Origin of the sequence: Pseudomonas sp. C1C7 (assembly GCF_013359595.1) — a bacterium.
Lineage (GTDB): Bacteria > Pseudomonadota > Gammaproteobacteria > Pseudomonadales > Pseudomonadaceae > Aquipseudomonas.
This window is the reverse complement of record NZ_JABFMP010000008.1, coordinates 101,969-116,866: the sequence shown is the minus strand read 5'-3', so window position 1 is coordinate 116,866 and position 14,898 is coordinate 101,969. Positions and strand designations below refer to the sequence as shown.

The 14,898-nt window shown below is 62.2% G+C and carries 17 protein-coding genes; 6 read left to right on the top strand and 11 right to left on the bottom strand.

What is annotated here, in order from left to right; all coding sequences use genetic code 11:
- Positions 1-178: 178 nt before the first annotated feature.
- Genes HNO86_RS09160 through HNO86_RS09150 form a run of 3 tightly spaced genes read right to left on the bottom strand, consistent with a single transcriptional unit; the run spans position 179 to position 2,317 of the window.
- Positions 179-766, bottom strand: coding sequence for a YggT family protein (locus HNO86_RS09160; protein WP_175376683.1), 588 nt, complete (start codon positions 764-766; stop codon positions 179-181).
- Between the two features lie 24 nt (positions 767-790).
- A complete protein-coding gene (gene proC / locus HNO86_RS09155; protein ID WP_175376682.1) occupies positions 791-1,609 on the bottom strand; it encodes a pyrroline-5-carboxylate reductase in 819 nt (272 codons plus the stop codon).
- A gap of 21 nt (positions 1,610-1,630) precedes the next feature.
- Positions 1,631-2,317 carry a YggS family pyridoxal phosphate-dependent enzyme gene (locus tag HNO86_RS09150; RefSeq protein WP_175376681.1) on the bottom strand — a complete coding sequence of 229 codons (687 nt, stop codon included), beginning with the start codon at positions 2,315-2,317 and terminating at the stop codon, positions 1,631-1,633.
- 86 nt (positions 2,318-2,403) lie between these two features.
- Here HNO86_RS09150 and HNO86_RS09145 point away from each other — a divergent pair, with 86 nt between their 5' ends.
- Complete coding sequence (locus tag HNO86_RS09145) at positions 2,404-3,438, top strand: type IV pilus twitching motility protein PilT (protein WP_175376680.1); 1,035 nt, start codon at positions 2,404-2,406, stop codon at positions 3,436-3,438.
- A gap of 98 nt (positions 3,439-3,536) precedes the next feature.
- On the opposite strand, the gene HNO86_RS09140 is transcribed toward HNO86_RS09145, so the two are convergent.
- On the bottom strand, positions 3,537-4,157 hold the full coding sequence (locus HNO86_RS09140) for a C40 family peptidase (protein ID WP_175376679.1): 621 nt from the start codon (positions 4,155-4,157) through the stop codon (positions 3,537-3,539).
- 249 nt (positions 4,158-4,406) lie between these two features.
- On the opposite strand from HNO86_RS09140, the gene HNO86_RS09135 reads away from it, so the two are divergent.
- Entirely contained in the window at positions 4,407-4,826 is a 420-nt protein-coding gene (locus HNO86_RS09135; RefSeq protein ID WP_175376678.1) for a TM2 domain-containing protein, read from the top strand.
- 37 nt (positions 4,827-4,863) lie between these two features.
- Here the strand turns inward: HNO86_RS09135 and HNO86_RS09130 are convergent, their stop codons facing one another.
- The 7 genes from HNO86_RS09130 to gshB all read right to left on the bottom strand — a co-directional run bounded on the left by HNO86_RS09130 (position 4,864) and on the right by gshB (position 10,908).
- Positions 4,864-6,135 carry a dihydroorotase gene (locus HNO86_RS09130; protein ID WP_175376677.1) on the bottom strand — a complete coding sequence of 424 codons (1,272 nt, stop codon included), beginning with the start codon at positions 6,133-6,135 and terminating at the stop codon, positions 4,864-4,866.
- Positions 6,132-7,136 (bottom strand): aspartate carbamoyltransferase catalytic subunit, encoded by a 1,005-nt coding sequence (locus HNO86_RS09125; RefSeq protein WP_175376676.1) that lies wholly within the window; start codon positions 7,134-7,136, stop codon positions 6,132-6,134. Before HNO86_RS09125 ends, HNO86_RS09130 begins: the two co-directional genes overlap by 4 nt.
- A gap of 27 nt (positions 7,137-7,163) precedes the next feature.
- Positions 7,164-7,667 (bottom strand): bifunctional pyr operon transcriptional regulator/uracil phosphoribosyltransferase PyrR, encoded by a 504-nt coding sequence (gene pyrR / locus HNO86_RS09120; RefSeq protein WP_175376675.1) that lies wholly within the window; start codon positions 7,665-7,667, stop codon positions 7,164-7,166.
- Positions 7,668-7,761: 94 nt separating this feature from the next.
- Entirely contained in the window at positions 7,762-8,199 is a 438-nt protein-coding gene (gene ruvX / locus HNO86_RS09115) for a Holliday junction resolvase RuvX (protein WP_175376674.1), read from the bottom strand.
- Positions 8,199-8,771 carry a YqgE/AlgH family protein gene (locus HNO86_RS09110; protein WP_175376673.1) on the bottom strand — a complete coding sequence of 191 codons (573 nt, stop codon included), beginning with the start codon at positions 8,769-8,771 and terminating at the stop codon, positions 8,199-8,201. Before HNO86_RS09110 ends, ruvX begins: the two co-directional genes overlap by 1 nt.
- A gap of 104 nt (positions 8,772-8,875) precedes the next feature.
- Positions 8,876-9,775 carry an energy transducer TonB gene (locus tag HNO86_RS09105; protein WP_175376672.1) on the bottom strand — a complete coding sequence of 300 codons (900 nt, stop codon included), beginning with the start codon at positions 9,773-9,775 and terminating at the stop codon, positions 8,876-8,878.
- Between the two features lie 161 nt (positions 9,776-9,936).
- Positions 9,937-10,908 carry a glutathione synthase gene (gshB, locus tag HNO86_RS09100; protein ID WP_175376671.1) on the bottom strand — a complete coding sequence of 324 codons (972 nt, stop codon included), beginning with the start codon at positions 10,906-10,908 and terminating at the stop codon, positions 9,937-9,939.
- A 346-nt stretch (positions 10,909-11,254) separates the two neighbouring features.
- Between gshB and pilG the strand changes: the two genes are divergently transcribed.
- The 4 genes from pilG (at position 11,255) to HNO86_RS09080 (ending at position 14,898) form a co-directional block, all read left to right on the top strand.
- Positions 11,255-11,659 carry a twitching motility response regulator PilG gene (gene pilG / locus HNO86_RS09095; protein ID WP_175376670.1) on the top strand — a complete coding sequence of 135 codons (405 nt, stop codon included), beginning with the start codon at positions 11,255-11,257 and terminating at the stop codon, positions 11,657-11,659.
- Between the two features lie 57 nt (positions 11,660-11,716).
- Positions 11,717-12,082: a twitching motility response regulator PilH gene (gene pilH, locus HNO86_RS09090; protein WP_096514418.1), complete on the top strand. Its 366-nt coding sequence runs from the start codon at positions 11,717-11,719 to the stop codon at positions 12,080-12,082.
- Between the two features lie 10 nt (positions 12,083-12,092).
- Positions 12,093-12,626: a chemotaxis protein CheW gene (locus tag HNO86_RS09085; RefSeq protein ID WP_175376669.1), complete on the top strand. Its 534-nt coding sequence runs from the start codon at positions 12,093-12,095 to the stop codon at positions 12,624-12,626.
- A 211-nt stretch (positions 12,627-12,837) separates the two neighbouring features.
- Positions 12,838-14,898: a methyl-accepting chemotaxis protein gene (locus tag HNO86_RS09080; RefSeq protein WP_175376668.1), complete on the top strand. Its 2,061-nt coding sequence runs from the start codon at positions 12,838-12,840 to the stop codon at positions 14,896-14,898.

The window sequence follows — 14,898 nt, the reverse complement described above, 5'->3', positions numbered from 1 at the left end:
GTTGAAATGAGGCGTAAGTCTAAAGACCGCTGGGGTTAGCGGCAAGCAAAGGCCGGGCCTGATTTTTCTTCAGTTGGACCGAGGCGCGGCATTCGCGAGCAAGCCCGCTCCCACATTGGAATGCATATCCCTGTGGGAGCGTGGCTTGCCCGCGAAGAACGATAACGCGGTCTGAATACTAGATCAGGCCAAACAGCTCACGCGGCATCAGCGCGTACATCGCCAGGCGCGGGATCAGCCAGCTTTGCAGCAATTGCAGCACGATGAAGGCGAAGATCGGCGAGATGTCGAGGCCGCCCAGGTTCGGGATGATCCGGCGGAACGGCGCCAGGACAGGTTCGGTGATCTGCTGCACCAGCTCCGCGCCAGGGTTGTGGCTGCCCGGTGCGACCCAGGACAGGATCACGCTGATGATCATTGCCCAGAACAGCACCTTCAGGAACAGCGCGAAGATGCCGATCAGCGCCCAAGGCACCAGGAACAGCACGTTCACTTCGTAACCCTGCAGCAGCAGGATCACCGCGAACAGCGCCATCTGCACCAGCAGGGCCAGCACCAGCGACGACATGTCCAGGCCGAACATGCTCGGGATCACCCGGCGCAGTGGCTTGAGCAGTGGCTGGGTGGCGCGCACGACGAACTGGCAGAGCGGGTTGTAGAAGTTCGCCCGCACCAGTTGCAGGATGAAACGCAACAGCACGATCAGCAGGTACAGGCTGCCCAGGGTTTGAATCACAAAAATGGCAGCGTCATTGAGTCCGAGCATTATCGATTCCTTTTTAAGTGCTGATTAGCGGCCGAGTTGCTCAGCCATCTCGGCGGAACGGTGTGCGGCGGCGCCCAGTGCTTTTTCGACCAGAGCTTCAAAGCCGTCAGCCTGGAACGACTTGATGGCCGCTTCGGTGGTGCCTGCTGGCGAGGTCACGCGGCGACGCAATTCAGCCGCGTCGACGTCGCTGGACACCGCCATGTGCGCGGCGCCCAGAGCGGTCTGCAGGGTCAGTTGCGCGGCGACGTCCGCTGGCAGGCCGAGCTTCACGCCGGCAGCGGTCATGGCTTCGATCAGCAGGAAGAAGTAGGCCGGGCCGGAGCCGGACACCGCGGTCACGGCATCCAGTTGCTGTTCCTCGTCCAGCCACAGGGCGATGCCCACGGCCGACAGCAGTTCCTGGGCTTGCTGGCGCTGTTCGGCGCTCACCTGGGCGGTGGCGAACAGGCCGCTCACGCCCTGGCGCAGCAGCGCTGGGGTGTTGGGCATGCAGCGCACGATCGGCTGGGCGCCGAGCCAGTTGTTCATGCTGGCGCAGGTGATGCCGGCGGCAATGGAAACCACCAGCTGGCCCGGCGTCAGGCTTGGGCGAATGGCTTCGCAGACGGTCTTCATGGCTTGAGGCTTGACCGCCAGCACCACCACATCGGCACCCTGGATGGCCTGGGCGTTGTCGGCGAACACTTCGATGCCGTGCTCGACGCTCACACGGGCGCGGGTTTCTTCACCCGGATCGCTGGCGCGGATCTGCGCGGCGTCCAGGCCCTTGGCCCGCAGGCCGCCGATCAAACTGGCGGCCATGTTGCCGGCACCGATAAAGGCAATACGCGTCTTGCTCATGTCAGGTCCTTATAAATGAGGTCACGGGTGACCGTAGTCGCGAGCGCCGAACAGGGCCGTACCGATACGAACCCAGGTAGCGCCCTGGGCAATGGCCGACTCGAGGTCGTGGCTCATGCCCATGGAAAGTGTGTCGAGTGGCAGATTCAGGCTGGCTTGCAAACTGTGTACGGCAGCGAAGGCGGCATCCTGGGCGGCGCGGTCGTCCGTCGGCTCGGGAATGGCCATCAGCCCGCGCAGTTTAAGACGCGGCAGGGCGTTGATGGCATTGGCCAGGGCCGGCAGGTCGGCCGGGGTGCAGCCGGACTTGCTGGCTTCACCGCTGACGTTGACCTGGATGCAGATGTTCAAAGGTGGCAGATCGGCGGGGCGTTGCTCGGACAAGCGTTGTGCGATTTTCAGACGATCCACGGAGTGCACCCAGGCGAAGTGCTCGGCGATTGCGCGAGTCTTGTTCGACTGAATGGGGCCGATGAAGTGCCAGATCAAGGGCAGGTCGGCCAGTTCCACTTGCTTGGCCAGTGCCTCTTGCAGGTAGTTCTCGCCGAAGTCACGCAGGCCGGCGGCATAGGCTTCACGCAGGTCCTGCGCGGGCTTTGTCTTGCTCACGGCCAGCAGCTGGACGCTGTGTTCATCACGGTTGGCGGCGAGGGCGGCGGCGCGGATGCGCGAACTAACCAGTTCAATGTTGTCTGCTATGGTGGACATTCAAGAGGCGCCAGCGGGTCTGAGGTTGGCGGCATTCTACTGGAATTGAGAGCTTCTGGATTGGGGCTTCTGGAACGAGAGGTGTTATGGATATCACTGAGCTACTGGCGTTCAGCGCCAAGCAGGGCGCTTCCGACTTGCACCTGTCCGCCGGCCTGCCGCCGATGATCCGCGTTGACGGCGATGTGCGACGCATCAACCTGCCGGCGCTGGACCACAAGCAAGTGCAGGCTTTGATCTACGACATCATGAACGACACCCAGCGCGTGGAGTTCGAAAAGAATCTGGAAACCGACTTTTCCTTCGATGTGCCCGGCGTGGCGCGTTTTCGGGTCAATGCCTTCAACCAGAGCCGCGGCGCCGGCGCGGTGTTTCGTACCATCCCGTCGAAGATCCTGAGCATGGAGGATCTGGGCATGGGCGACGTGTTCCGCAAGATGACCGACGCGCCCCGTGGCCTTGTGCTGGTGACCGGGCCGACCGGTTCCGGCAAGTCCACCACCCTGGCCGCGATGATCGATTACCTGAACAACCATCGCCATCACCACATCCTCACCATCGAGGACCCCATCGAGTTCGTCCACGAATCGCGCAAATGCCTGATCAATCAGCGTGAAGTCCACCGCGATACCCGCAGTTTCGCCACGGCGCTGCGCTCGGCCCTGCGGGAGGACCCGGACGTGATCCTGGTGGGTGAGATGCGCGACCTGGAGACTATCCGCCTGGCGCTGACCGCCGCCGAAACCGGGCACCTGGTGTTCGGCACGCTGCACACGACATCGGCGGCGAAAACCATCGACCGGATCGTCGATGTGTTTCCGGGGGACGAAAAGTCCATGGTGCGCTCGATGCTTTCCGAGTCGCTGCTGGCGGTGGTGTCGCAGACGCTGGTGAAGAAAATCGGCGGCGGGCGGGTTGCGGCCCACGAGATCATGCTCGGCACATCGGCGATCCGTAACCTGATCCGCGAGGACAAGGTGGCGCAGATGTATTCATCGATTCAGTCGGGCGGGTCGCTGGGGATGCAGACGCTGGACATGGGCCTGAAAGACCTGGTGAACCGGGGATTGGTCACCCGCGAGCAGGCGCGGGAGAAGGCGCGAACGCCGGATAATATTTGATGGCCTTCAAAGCAAAAGATCGCAGCCTTCGGCAGCTCCTACATATGCATTTCTCTGTAGGAGCTGCCGAAGGCTGCGATCTTTTGATCTTGCTTCTATCAGCGCTGAACAACCCGCATCGCGTTCTGTTCTTTCGGCAGAACCCGCTTGGCAACCACGTAGTGCTGTTCCCAATACGGCTTCTTCAAGGTATCGATGGTCACCGACTTGCCACGGCGAGGTGCGTGGATGAAGCGGTCGTTACCCAGGTAGATGGCAACGTGATTGACTCGACGGCTCTTGATGTTGAAGAAAATCAGGTCGCCGGGCTTGAGGTCGGCGCGCTCGACTTTCTCGCCGTGACCGCTGGCCATGGCGTTGGACGTGCGTGGCAGGTCGAAGGTGGCGTCGTTGAACGCGTATTTCACCAGACCGCTGCAGTCGAAACCTTTGCTCGGGCTGCTGCCGCCCCAACGGTACGGAGTACCGAGGACATTAACGGCGCGGCTCAGCACGTTGCTGCTTTCCTTGGTCGCCATTGGCGGAACCAGGCCGCTTTTGCTGCTGCTCAGTTGAGGAGCGGTTTTGACCGACTTCTTGCTTTTGCTCGAAGGAGCCGAAGCATGGGATTTTGGGGTGTAACCATTAACGTTCGGAAGACGTTGCTCACGATTGGTGGCGTGGGCGGCCAGTGGCAATAATAGGCAAATGGTTAGCCATGTCTTAAAAAATGGACGCATCAGGCAGGGCTCGTATGGGTTAGCGCGAAACTTTATAACAGCTTTTTTTTGATTCCCGAGGCCGTTGGTCGATTCCACTTTGGTCTAACGGAACCAAATAAGCGTCAAATTGACGCAATTGTCGGACAGAAGTCAGGCGGCACAAGGGTTTCACGGGGCAGAAGGTAGCACCTGCCATCCGTCGGCCACTCGTAAAAAAGTCACAAAGATTTAAAGAATATTTATCTATCGCGTGAATTGAGGTCATTCATGAACCCCTATCAGCAGTCCGCTGCACAGCAAGACACCCACAGCAAAGTGATCGGATACCTGCTGTGGATTTTCGGATTTACCGGCGCTCACCGCTTCTATTACGGCAAGCCGGTGACCGGGACGATCTGGTTTTTCACCTTCGGTTTGCTGGGCATTGGCTGGCTGATCGACGTGTTCCTGATCCCGGCCATGGACCGTGAAGCGGACCTGCGTTTCACCGCCGGGCCCATCGAATACAACGTGGCGTGGATCCTGCTGACCTTTCTCGGGGTGTTCGGCGTGCACCGGATGTACCAGGGCAAGTGGATCAGCGGCTTGATCTATCTGGTGACGGGTGGGTTGTTCTTCATCGGGGTGCTGTATGACTTCTGGACGCTGAACGACCAGGTTTCCCTGCGTAACGCTCAGCGGCGCTAATGATTGGGGTGAGGGGGTAACCCCTCACCCCAAGGTTTTAAGCCTGGTGACTGACGCGCCCATCCACCAGCGTGTAGCGCACCACGCCCGGCAGGCTGTGACCAATGAACGGGCAGTTCTCGCCCTTGGACAGCCAGGTCTCACCGGCCACGGTCGAGGCCGCCGGGTCGAACAGTACGATATCCGCCGCACCACCCACTGCCAGGTTGCCCACCGGCAGGCGCAATGCTTGGGCTGGGCCGGCGCTCAGGCGTGCCAGCAGCGTCGGCAGGTCCAGCAAGCCATCTTCCACCAGCGTCATCGCCAGCGGCAGCAGCAATTCGACGCTGCTGATGCCCGGTTCGGTGGCACCGAACGGCGCCAGCTTGGCGTCCCGCTCGTGGGGTTGGTGATGGCTGGAGATGGCCGTGACCACCCCGGATTTGACCGCCTCGCGCAGGCCGTCGCGGTCGGCGCGGGTGCGCAGCGGCGGCTGGACGTGATAGAGGCTGCTGAAGTCGATCAGCGCTTCATCGGTCAGGATCAACTGGTACAGCGCCACATCGGCGGTGACCTTCAGGCCGCGAGCCTGGGCCTGGGCGATCAGGGCGACGCCGCGAGCGCTGGTGAGCTGGCTGAAGTGCGCACGCACGCCAGTCTGTTCCACCAGCAGCAGATCCCGGGCCAGGGCCACGGTCTCGGCGGTTTCCGGAATGCCCGGCAGGCCGAGGAAGCTCGCGGTCGGGCCTTCGTGGGCCAGGCCGCCATCGGCCAGATCATGATCCTGGGAATTGAAAATCACCGTCAGGTCGAAGGTCGCCGCGTATTCCAGCGCCCGGCACAGGGTGCGGGTGTTGCGGAAACTCTCCAGGCCGTTGCCGAAGGCCACACAACCGGCATCGCGCAGGGCGACCAGTTCGGCCAGCTGTTCGCCGTCCAGGCCTTTGCTCAAGGCGCCGATTGGGAACACTTTGGTGTTGCCGGCTTCGCGGGCGCGGTCGAGGATCAGCTCGGCCACGGCCGAGGTGTCCAGCACCGGTTTGGTCTTTGGCGGGCAGCACAGGCTGGTCACGCCACCGGCCGCGGCGGCGCGGGTTTCGCTGACGATCGAGCCCTTGCGGCTGTAGCCTGGCTCGCGCAGGGCGACATTGAGGTCGACCAGGCCAGGGGCGGCCACCAGGCCTTTGGCGTCGATGGTGTCGACCGCGACGAAGCCGGCTGGCGCGGCGCCCAAGGCGACGATCTTGCAGGCTTCGATGTGGATATCGGTGACTTGATCCAGGCCGCTGGCCGGATCGATGACGCGGGCGCCAAGAATGCTGAGCTTCACTGCACGTTCTCCTGCTCGAATTGACGCTGCGCGGTCTGCCCGCTCATGGCCATGGACAGCACGGCCATGCGAATCGCGATGCCGTAGGTCACCTGGTTGAGGATCACCGAGTGCGGGCCGTCGGCCACCGCCGACTCGATCTCCACGCCCCGGTTGATCGGTCCCGGGTGCATCACGATGCAATCGGGCTTGGCGCCGGCCAGGCGCGCGGTGGTCAGGCCGAACAGGCGGTAGAACTCGCCTTCGCTCGGCAGCAGGCCGCCGGTCATGCGCTCACGCTGCAGGCGCAGCATGATCACCACGTCGACGTCTTTCAGGCCTTCGGTCATGTCGGTGTAGACCTTCACGCCGTATTGCTCGACGCCGATCGGCAGCAGGGTTTTCGGCGCGATCACGCGAATGTCCGGGCAGCCGAGGGTTTTCAGGGCCAGCATGTTCGAGCGCGCCACCCGCGAGTGCAGGATGTCGCCGACGATGGCCACCGACAGATTTTCGAAACTGCCCTTGTGCCGGCGGATGGTCAGCATGTCGAGCATGCCCTGGGTCGGGTGCGCGTGACGGCCGTCGCCGCCGTTGATGATTGCCACCTGCGGGCAGACGTGCTCGGCGATGAAGTGCGCAGCACCGGAATCACCGTGGCGCACGACGAACATGTCGGCGGCCATGGCTTCCAGGTTGCGCAGCGTATCGAGCAGGGTTTCCCCCTTGCTCGCCGACGATGTCGACACGTTCAGGGTGATCACGTCCGCCGACAGGCGCTGGGCCGCCAGTTCGAAGGTGGTGCGGGTGCGGGTCGAGTTCTCGAAGAACACGTTGCACACGGTCTTGCCGCGCAGCAGCGGGACTTTCTTGACCGCCCGGGCGCCGACTTCGAGGAAGGAGTCGGCGGTGTCGAGGATTTCCGTCAACAGCTCGCGGCGCAAACCGTCGAGCGAGAGGAAGTGGCGCAGCTGGCCCTGGTCATTGAGCTGCAGCGGGCGCTTGGTTTCTGGAGGCGTCATCGCGAGGGGGACTCTCAATAGGGCGGTTTAAAGGGCAAGGTCCTGGATTTCGAGCTCAAGCTCAGGTCCAGACAGTTTCACCCGCTCGTGGGCGGCCAGGGACAGGGTCGCACCCAGCACGTTCGGGCGGATCGGCAGCTCGCCGGCGTCCAGGTCGAGCAGGCAGACCAGGGTCACGCTGGCCGGGCGGCCGTAGTCGAAGAGTTCGTTCATGGCGGCGCGGATGGTCCGGCCGCTCATCAACACGTCATCGATCAGCACCAGATGCTGGCCTTCGATCTCGAACGGCAGGGCCGAGGGGCGCACTTGCGGGTGCAGGCCATTCTGGCTGAAGTCGTCGCGGTAGAAGGAAACGTCGAGCGTGCCGAGGGGCTCATCGCTGCCCAGCTCCTTGAGCAGGGCCTGGGCGACCCAGACGCCGCCGGTGCGGATACCGATGTAACGCGGTTCGCTGATGCCACGGTGTTCCAGGTGTGCCTTGAGGCTGATCGCCATCTGGCTGATCAGTTCGGCGGGATTGGGCAGGCTCATGGTTGCTCCTTCTTGGGCCCCAGGCCGGTGCTGCTGGAAGTGGCTCGGGGTATCACTAAAAGAGCCGCTAGGCGGCTCTTCGGGTTTAAGTGCATCAGGTTTCGAACAGCGCGCCGTTTTCGTCGAGCCAGCCTTGCAGCAGCAGGGCGGCGGCGATGGCGTCGACCGGGTTGTCGCGGTAGCTGCCTTTCTGTCCGCCACGGGCCAGGCGCTCGCCTTTGGCCTCGAAGGTGGTCAGGCGTTCATCGTGGGTATAGAAGGGCAGGTTGAAGCGGCCGTTGAGACGGCGGGCGAATTTTTCCGCGCGGGCGCACATCTCGCTGGGCGTGCCGTCCATGTTCAGCGGCAGGCCGACCACCACGGCGTCGGGTTTCCACTCTTTGATGAGGGCTTCGACCTGATCCCAGTCGGGAATGCCGTTCTGCGCCTTCAAGGTGCACAGCTCGCGGGCCTGGCCGGTGATCACCTGGCCGACCGCTACGCCGATCTGTTTGGTGCCGTAATCGAAACCCAGGATCAACCGCAGGGCCATCAGGCGTGCCCCGCCTGGCTGGTGAGCAGGCTCAAGTTGATGCCAAGGTGTTTGGCCGCCGCTTCCAGACGCAGTTCGCTGCTGGTGTTGAACAGGATGTTGGCGTCGAACGGGCAGGTCAGCCAGGCGTTCTGGGCCAGTTCCGATTCCAGCTGGCCCGCTTCCCAGCCGGCGTAACCGAGGGCGATCACGCTTTTCGCCGGGCCCACGCCATCGGCGATGGCGAACAGCACGTCTTGGGAGGTCGACAGCGACAGGTCGCCTTCCAGATCAACGGTCGCCTGATAGGACTGTCCCGACGGATGCAGGACAAAACCGCGATCGGTCTGTACGGGCCCGCCGACGAAGATCGGCACGTGCTGACAGATGGCTGGCGGTTCGATATCGGGGCGCAGTTGCTCGAGGATGTCGGCCAGGTTCAGGTCCTGCGGACGGTTGACCACCAGCCCCATGGCGCCATTGGCCGTGTGCTCGACGATGTAGGTCAAGGTGTGGGCAAAGTTCGGGTCGACCATGTGAGGCATGGCGATCAGGAAGTGATGCTTGAGGTAGCTGGGGCTGACGTTTTTCATGACCGCTAGTGTGGCGTTCGAGGGGCGAACTGACAAGCTGGGGATGGCGCAATTTGGCTGGCGACGCGGATCAAATGTGGGAGCGTGTGGGGCGATGTGCGGGATCAGTTGCTGGAAAGGCGGTCGCCCCGGGCGAATTTCCAGGTCCGGATGATTTCCAGGCGGTCGATGTCCGACAAGTCGCCGGTGAACGGCGCAAAAGGTGCCGCCAGCCGTACGATGCGCTGGGCGGCCTGGTCCAGCAGCGGTTGCCCGGAGGACTCCAGCACCAGCACTTCGTACAGAGAGCCATCGCGGTTGATGGAGACCATCAGGCGCAGGTTGCCGTAGATCTGCTTGCGCCGGGCTTCGTCGGGATAGTTGAGGTTGCCGATACGTTCGACTTTCTTGCGCCATTCGTCCTTGTACCAGGCGCCCTTGTCGCGCATGGTCGAGGCGGCGCTCAGGCGGTGGATGCGCGGACGCTTGGCGTACAGCTGTTGTTCGTTGGCCAGTTCCGCTTCCAGGCTGGCGATGTCGCTGGACAGTTGTTCGCTGTCGAACGTCGGCGCGGCCACCGCAGGTTTGGTGACCGGCTTGGGTTCTTCGGTCTTGGTGGCGGCTTTTTTCGGCTTCGGTGCAACGGTGGTCACCGCCGCCTTGGGCGCGGTCTCCTGGACCTCGGGCTTGGCAGCGGGCGGAGGAGTGACCTTCTGCACCTTGTTGTCCTGGAAAGGCGCGACCTCGGTGGTTTTGGGGATGGCCTTCTTATCCAGGGTGCCGCTGCCCTGCTGGTTCTCCTGGGCGAGGAAGTCGGCTTTCTCCGGCTTCTTTTCGCTTTTGAAGGTGGCGAGGGTGATTTCCAGGGTTTTGCTGATCTGCTTGGGCTCGACCATCGTGAAGCCGACGCCCAACAGCAGCGCCAGGTGCACCAGCGCCGCCAGAAACAGGGTAAAACCGAGACGATCAGCCGCGCGCACGCCCTTATGGGCAAATTCGGCGGGCAGATCGGATGGGAGGGTCATGGCAAAAAACCAACATCGCGTTTTTAGAGGCTCGGCATGATAACGCAATGTTGGTTTTTAGCTTCAAGCTACGAGCTTCAAGCGACAAGATGTAGGCGTTGAGCTACAAGCTACAAGCTTCAAGCTTCAAGCTTCAAGCGACAAGCTGTAGGCGTTGAGCTTCAAGCTTGCGGCTTGCGGCTTGCAGCTTGCAGCTTCTTCTCAATGACCTCCATCAACATGCCGCCGATGTCGGTGCCGAAGGCGTTGTCGATTTCGCGGATGCAGGTCGGGCTGGTGACGTTGATTTCGGTCAGGTGCTCGCCGATCACGTCCAGGCCCACGAACAGCAGGCCTTTTTCGCGCAGGCTCGGGCCGACCTGGGCGGCGATCCAGCGATCCTTGTCGGTCAGCGGACGGGCTTCGCCACGGCCGCCGGCGGCGAGGTTGCCACGGGTTTCGCCTGCGGCCGGGATGCGCGCCAGGCAGTAATCCACAGGCTCGCCGTCGATCATCAGGATGCGCTTGTCGCCATCGACGATGGCCGGCAGGTAACCCTGGATCATGATCTGTTGCTGACCGTGCAGGGTCAGGGTTTCCAGGATCACCGACAGGTTAGGGTGGCCGGCGGTGTGACGGAAGATCGAAGAACCGCCCATGCCGTCCAGCGGCTTGAGGATCACGTCACCGTGGTGATCGGCGAATTCGCGCAGCACGTCCGGGCGACGGCTGACGATGGTCGGCGGGGTGCACTGCGGGAACAGCGTGGCGAACAGTTTTTCGTTGCAGTCGCGCAGGCTCTGCGGCTTGTTGACCACCAGCACGCCGGCGCTTTCGGCCTGTTCGAGCAGGTAGGTGGAGTACACGAACTCCATGTCGAACGGCGGATCCTTGCGCATCAGGATCACGTCCAGGTCGCTGAGGAGCTTGTCTTGCTCGGCGTCCAGTTCAAACCATTTTTCCGGGTTGGCGAACACCTTCAGAGGACGCATGCGCGCCCGGGCCTGGCCTTCGCCCTGGTAGAGGTCGCGCTGTTCCATATAGAACAGTTCCCAGCCGCGTTTCTGCGCGGCCAGCAGCATGGCCAGCGAGCTATCCTTTTTATAGGAGATGCTGGCGATAGGGTCCATGACAATCCCAACGCGAACGCTCATGGGTCTTTCCTCAAAATTTGGGGGGCATGTGATGACCTGTAGGAGCGAGCTTGCTCGCGATGGACTTCAGGGCGCCGCGTTCATACAGCCTGCCCGCGTCATCGTTAGCGACCATCGCGAGCAAGCTCGCTCCTACAGAAGATCGGCGTGAAAATTGGCGTCAGAGTGGCGCCGAGTGTGTTCCCGGTCAAGGAAAAACCACCGCACCGGTCGGCCGATAGATTGGCATGGGAGACTGTGCTAAAAAGGCTGCCACGTGGTACTGGCCCTTGCGTATCAAGGGCTTCGAGCCTTCCGGTTACCGGAAATGGACAAATAGATTCGCAAAGGCGACGGCAGAGCATTTATGGAACGGCACCCCAGCGCCTTGAAGGTTATGGTGATCGACGATTCGAAGACGATTCGCCGCACCGCCGAAACGCTGCTCAAGAACGTGGGTTGTGAGGTCATCACGGCCATCGACGGTTTCGATGCGCTGGCCAAGATTGCCGATAACCATCCCGGCATCATCTTCGTCGACATCATGATGCCGCGCCTGGATGGCTATCAGACCTGCGCCCTGATCAAGAACAACAGTGCCTTCAAGTCCACGCCAGTGATTATGCTGTCGTCCAAGGACGGGCTGTTCGACAAGGCCAAGGGGCGCATCGTCGGTTCCGATCAGTTTTTGACCAAGCCTTTCAGCAAGGAAGAACTGCTCAACGCGATCCAGGCCCATGTTCCGGGCTTCGCCGCCGTTTTGCCGCAGTAAGACACCTACAGTGACGCTCGGCCAACGGGCCCTGCGTCGACAAGAATGGGGAAGACCATGGCACGTATTCTGATCGTCGATGACTCGCCGACTGAAATGTACAAACTGACCGGCATGCTGGAAAAGCACGGTCATGAAGTCCTGAAAGCCGAAAACGGCGCGGACGGCGTGGCCCTGGCCCGCCTGGAAAAACCCGATGCCGTGCTGATGGACATCGTCATGCCTGGCCTGAACGGCTTCCAGGCCACCCGCCAGCTGACCAAGGACCCGGAAACCGGGCACATCCCGGTGATCATCATCACCACCAAGGATCAGGAAACCGACAAGGTGTGGGGTACTCGCCAGGGCGCGAAGGACTACCTGACCAAACCGGTGGACGAAGAAACCCTGCTCAAAACCCTGAACAACGTACTGAACGGTTGATCGCGCGGTCATGACCGAGTCGCTGACGGCTTTCGAGTTGCTGCTGCAGATCGACCAGCGCTGTCGCCTGCTGGCGGCCGAATTGCCGTCGCAGGCCACCGGTCAGGAACACTGGAGCGGCATCGGTTTTCGCCTGGGCGATCACTGCTACGTCGCGCCCATGAGCGAAGTCAGCGAAGTGCTGCACGAACCGCGTTTTACCCAGGTGCCGGGGGTCAGGTCCTGGGTCAAGGGCGTGGCCAATCTGCGCGGGCGTCTGCTGCCGATCATGGACCTGGGTGGTTTCCTGGGGCATGAGCTGTCCACGGCACGCCGGCAGCGGCGGGTGTTGGTGGTGGAGCATCAGGAAGTGTTCGCCGGGCTGATGGTCGATGAAGTCTTCGGCCTTCAGCATTTTGCCCAGGACAGCCTGGAGCCGGTGGATACGCTGGACGGCCCGATGGCGCCGTTCATTCAGGGCCGTTTCGAGCGCGAGCAGAGCTGGCAGGTGTTCAGCCCTTTTGCGCTGGCGCAGTCACAAGGGTTCATGAACATCGCGGTATAACGAATATGCAGGGCCTCCTGTAGCAGCTGCCGAAGGCTGCGTCCGAGGGCGAAGCCCTCGCAGAATCAGGCTATGCAGTTTTCCAGATGTACCGCGATATCAAGATTTACGACCGCTGCGCGGCCGGACGCAGGCTTCGCCAGCTGCTACAAGGGTTCGTCGTTTCGGGTGAGTAATCGCGTCAGAAAAATCAGCAGTCAGGCGAAGACCGATGATAAAAGCTAAAACAGGCAAGCCAATGGAAGGGTCGCGCAGTCGTTCGCAGATCATCGCGCTGTTCATTGCGTTGATCATCTTCATCATGTTGCTGTTCGCCAACTTCGCCTACCTCAACACCCAGGCCACGTACGACAAGCAGTACATCGGCCACGCCGGCGAGTTGCGCGTGCTGTCCCAGCGCATTGCCAAGAACGCCACCGAAGCCGCCGCCGGCAAGGCCGCGGCGTTCAAGTTGCTCAGCGATGCGCGCAATGATTTTGCCCAGCGCTGGAGCTATCTGAAAAAAGGCGACCCCGCCACCGGCCTGCCGCCGGCACCGCCAGCCGTACGCCCGGAAATGCGCGCGGTGCAACTGGACTGGGAACGCCTGCTGAAAAACACCGACGCCATCCTCACCAGCGAGCAGACCGTGCTCTCGCTGCATCAGGTCGCCGCAACCCTGGCCGAAACCGTGCCGCAGTTGCAGGTCGAATACGAAAAGGTCGTGGAAATCCTCCTGCAGCGAGGCGCTCCCGCGGCCCAGGTGGCCATGGCCCAGCGTCAGTCGCTGCTGGCCGAGCGCATCCTTGGCGCCGTGAACACGGTACTGTCCGGCGATGAGAACTCGCAGCAGGCCGCCGATGCCTTCGGTCGCGATGCCGCGCGTTTCGGCCAGGTGCTCAACGGCATGCTGAACGGCAATGTGGCGTTGCGAGTCAGCCAGGTCGAAGACCGCGATGCGCGGGCGCGCCTGATGGAAATTTCCGAGCTGTTCGAATTCGTCTCCGGCTCCGTGGATGAAATCCTCGAAACCTCCCCCGAACTGTTCAAGGTCCGCGAGTCGGCCACCAACATCTTCAGCCTGTCGCAAACCCTGCTCGACGAAGCCTCGCACCTGGCCAGCGGTTTCGAAAACCTCGCCGGCGGGCGCGACACCGACACCATCGGTGGCTACGTGCTGGGCCTGGCGGCACTGGCGTCGATCATCCTGATCGGCATGGTCATGGTCCGCGAGACCAATCGCCAGTTGCAGGAAACCGCCGAGAAGAACGAGCGCAACCAGAACGCGATCATGCGTCTGCTCGATGAGATCGAGGACCTGGCCGACGGCGACCTGACCGTGACCGCTTCGGTGACCGAAGACTTCACCGGAACCATCGCCGATTCGATCAACTATTCCGTGGACCAGCTGCGCGATCTGGTGGCGACCATCAACCTCACCGCCGGACAGGTCGCCGCCGCCGTGCAGGAAACCCAGGCCACCGCCATGCACTTGGCGCAGGCCTCCGAGCATCAGGCGCAGCAGATTTCCGAAGCCTCCACCGCGATCAACGACATGGCCGAATCCATCGATCAGGTCTCGGCCAACGCCGCCGAATCCTCGGCGGTGGCGGAGCGCTCGGTGGAAATCGCCAACAAGGGCAACGAGGTGGTGCACAACACCATCCACGGCATGGACAACATTCGCGAACAGATCCAGGACACCGCCAAGCGCATCAAGCGCCTGGGCGAGTCGTCCCAGGAAATCGGCGACATTGTCAGCCTGATCGATGACATTGCCGATCAGACCAACATCCTGGCCCTCAACGCGGCGATCCAGGCGTCCATGGCCGGCGATGCCGGGCGCGGTTTCGCGGTGGTGGCCGACGAAGTACAGCGGCTGGCGGAGCGTTCATCGGCGGCGACCCGGCAGATCGAAACCCTGGTGCGGGCGATCCAGACCGACACCAACGAGGCGGTGATTTCCATGGAGCAGACCACCACCGAAGTGGTGCGCGGCGCGCGTCTGGCGCAGGATGCCGGTGTGGCCCTGGAAGAAATCGAAGGCGTTTCCAAAACCCTCGCGGCGCTGATCCAGAGTATTTCCAACGCCGCACAACAACAGACGTCGTCTGCCGGCCAGATTTCCCTGACCATGAACGTGATCCAGCAGATCACCACGCAGACGTCGTCCGGTTCCACCGCCACCGCCGAGAGCATCGGCAACCTGGCGAAAATGGCCAGCCAGCTGCGCCGCTCGGTGTCCGGTTTCACCTTGCCGGCCACCAAGGAAGCGGTGGCGGACAACGCTTGA

Coding starts and splice junctions, on each gene's coding strand:
- HNO86_RS09085 (WP_175376669.1), top strand. CDS start 12,093: ATGACCGAGTCGCTGACGGCTTTCGAGTTGCTGCTGCAGATCGACCAG.
- HNO86_RS09135 (WP_175376678.1), top strand. CDS start 4,407: ATGAACCCCTATCAGCAGTCCGCTGCACAGCAAGACACCCACAGCAAA.
- gshB (WP_175376671.1), bottom strand. CDS start 10,908: ATGAGCGTTCGCGTTGGGATTGTCATGGACCCTATCGCCAGCATCTCC.
- ruvX (WP_175376674.1), bottom strand. CDS start 8,199: ATGGCCCTGCGGTTGATCCTGGGTTTCGATTACGGCACCAAACAGATC.
- HNO86_RS09145 (WP_175376680.1), top strand. CDS start 2,404: ATGGATATCACTGAGCTACTGGCGTTCAGCGCCAAGCAGGGCGCTTCC.
- HNO86_RS09105 (WP_175376672.1), bottom strand. CDS start 9,775: ATGACCCTCCCATCCGATCTGCCCGCCGAATTTGCCCATAAGGGCGTG.
- HNO86_RS09160 (WP_175376683.1), bottom strand. CDS start 766: ATGCTCGGACTCAATGACGCTGCCATTTTTGTGATTCAAACCCTGGGC.
- pilH (WP_096514418.1), top strand. CDS start 11,717: ATGGCACGTATTCTGATCGTCGATGACTCGCCGACTGAAATGTACAAA.
- HNO86_RS09110 (WP_175376673.1), bottom strand. CDS start 8,771: ATGAAAAACGTCAGCCCCAGCTACCTCAAGCATCACTTCCTGATCGCC.
- HNO86_RS09080 (WP_175376668.1), top strand. CDS start 12,838: ATGATAAAAGCTAAAACAGGCAAGCCAATGGAAGGGTCGCGCAGTCGT.
- pilG (WP_175376670.1), top strand. CDS start 11,255: ATGGAACGGCACCCCAGCGCCTTGAAGGTTATGGTGATCGACGATTCG.
- HNO86_RS09140 (WP_175376679.1), bottom strand. CDS start 4,157: ATGCGTCCATTTTTTAAGACATGGCTAACCATTTGCCTATTATTGCCA.
- HNO86_RS09150 (WP_175376681.1), bottom strand. CDS start 2,317: ATGTCCACCATAGCAGACAACATTGAACTGGTTAGTTCGCGCATCCGC.
- proC (WP_175376682.1), bottom strand. CDS start 1,609: ATGAGCAAGACGCGTATTGCCTTTATCGGTGCCGGCAACATGGCCGCC.
- HNO86_RS09125 (WP_175376676.1), bottom strand. CDS start 7,136: ATGACGCCTCCAGAAACCAAGCGCCCGCTGCAGCTCAATGACCAGGGC.
- pyrR (WP_175376675.1), bottom strand. CDS start 7,667: ATGAGCCTGCCCAATCCCGCCGAACTGATCAGCCAGATGGCGATCAGC.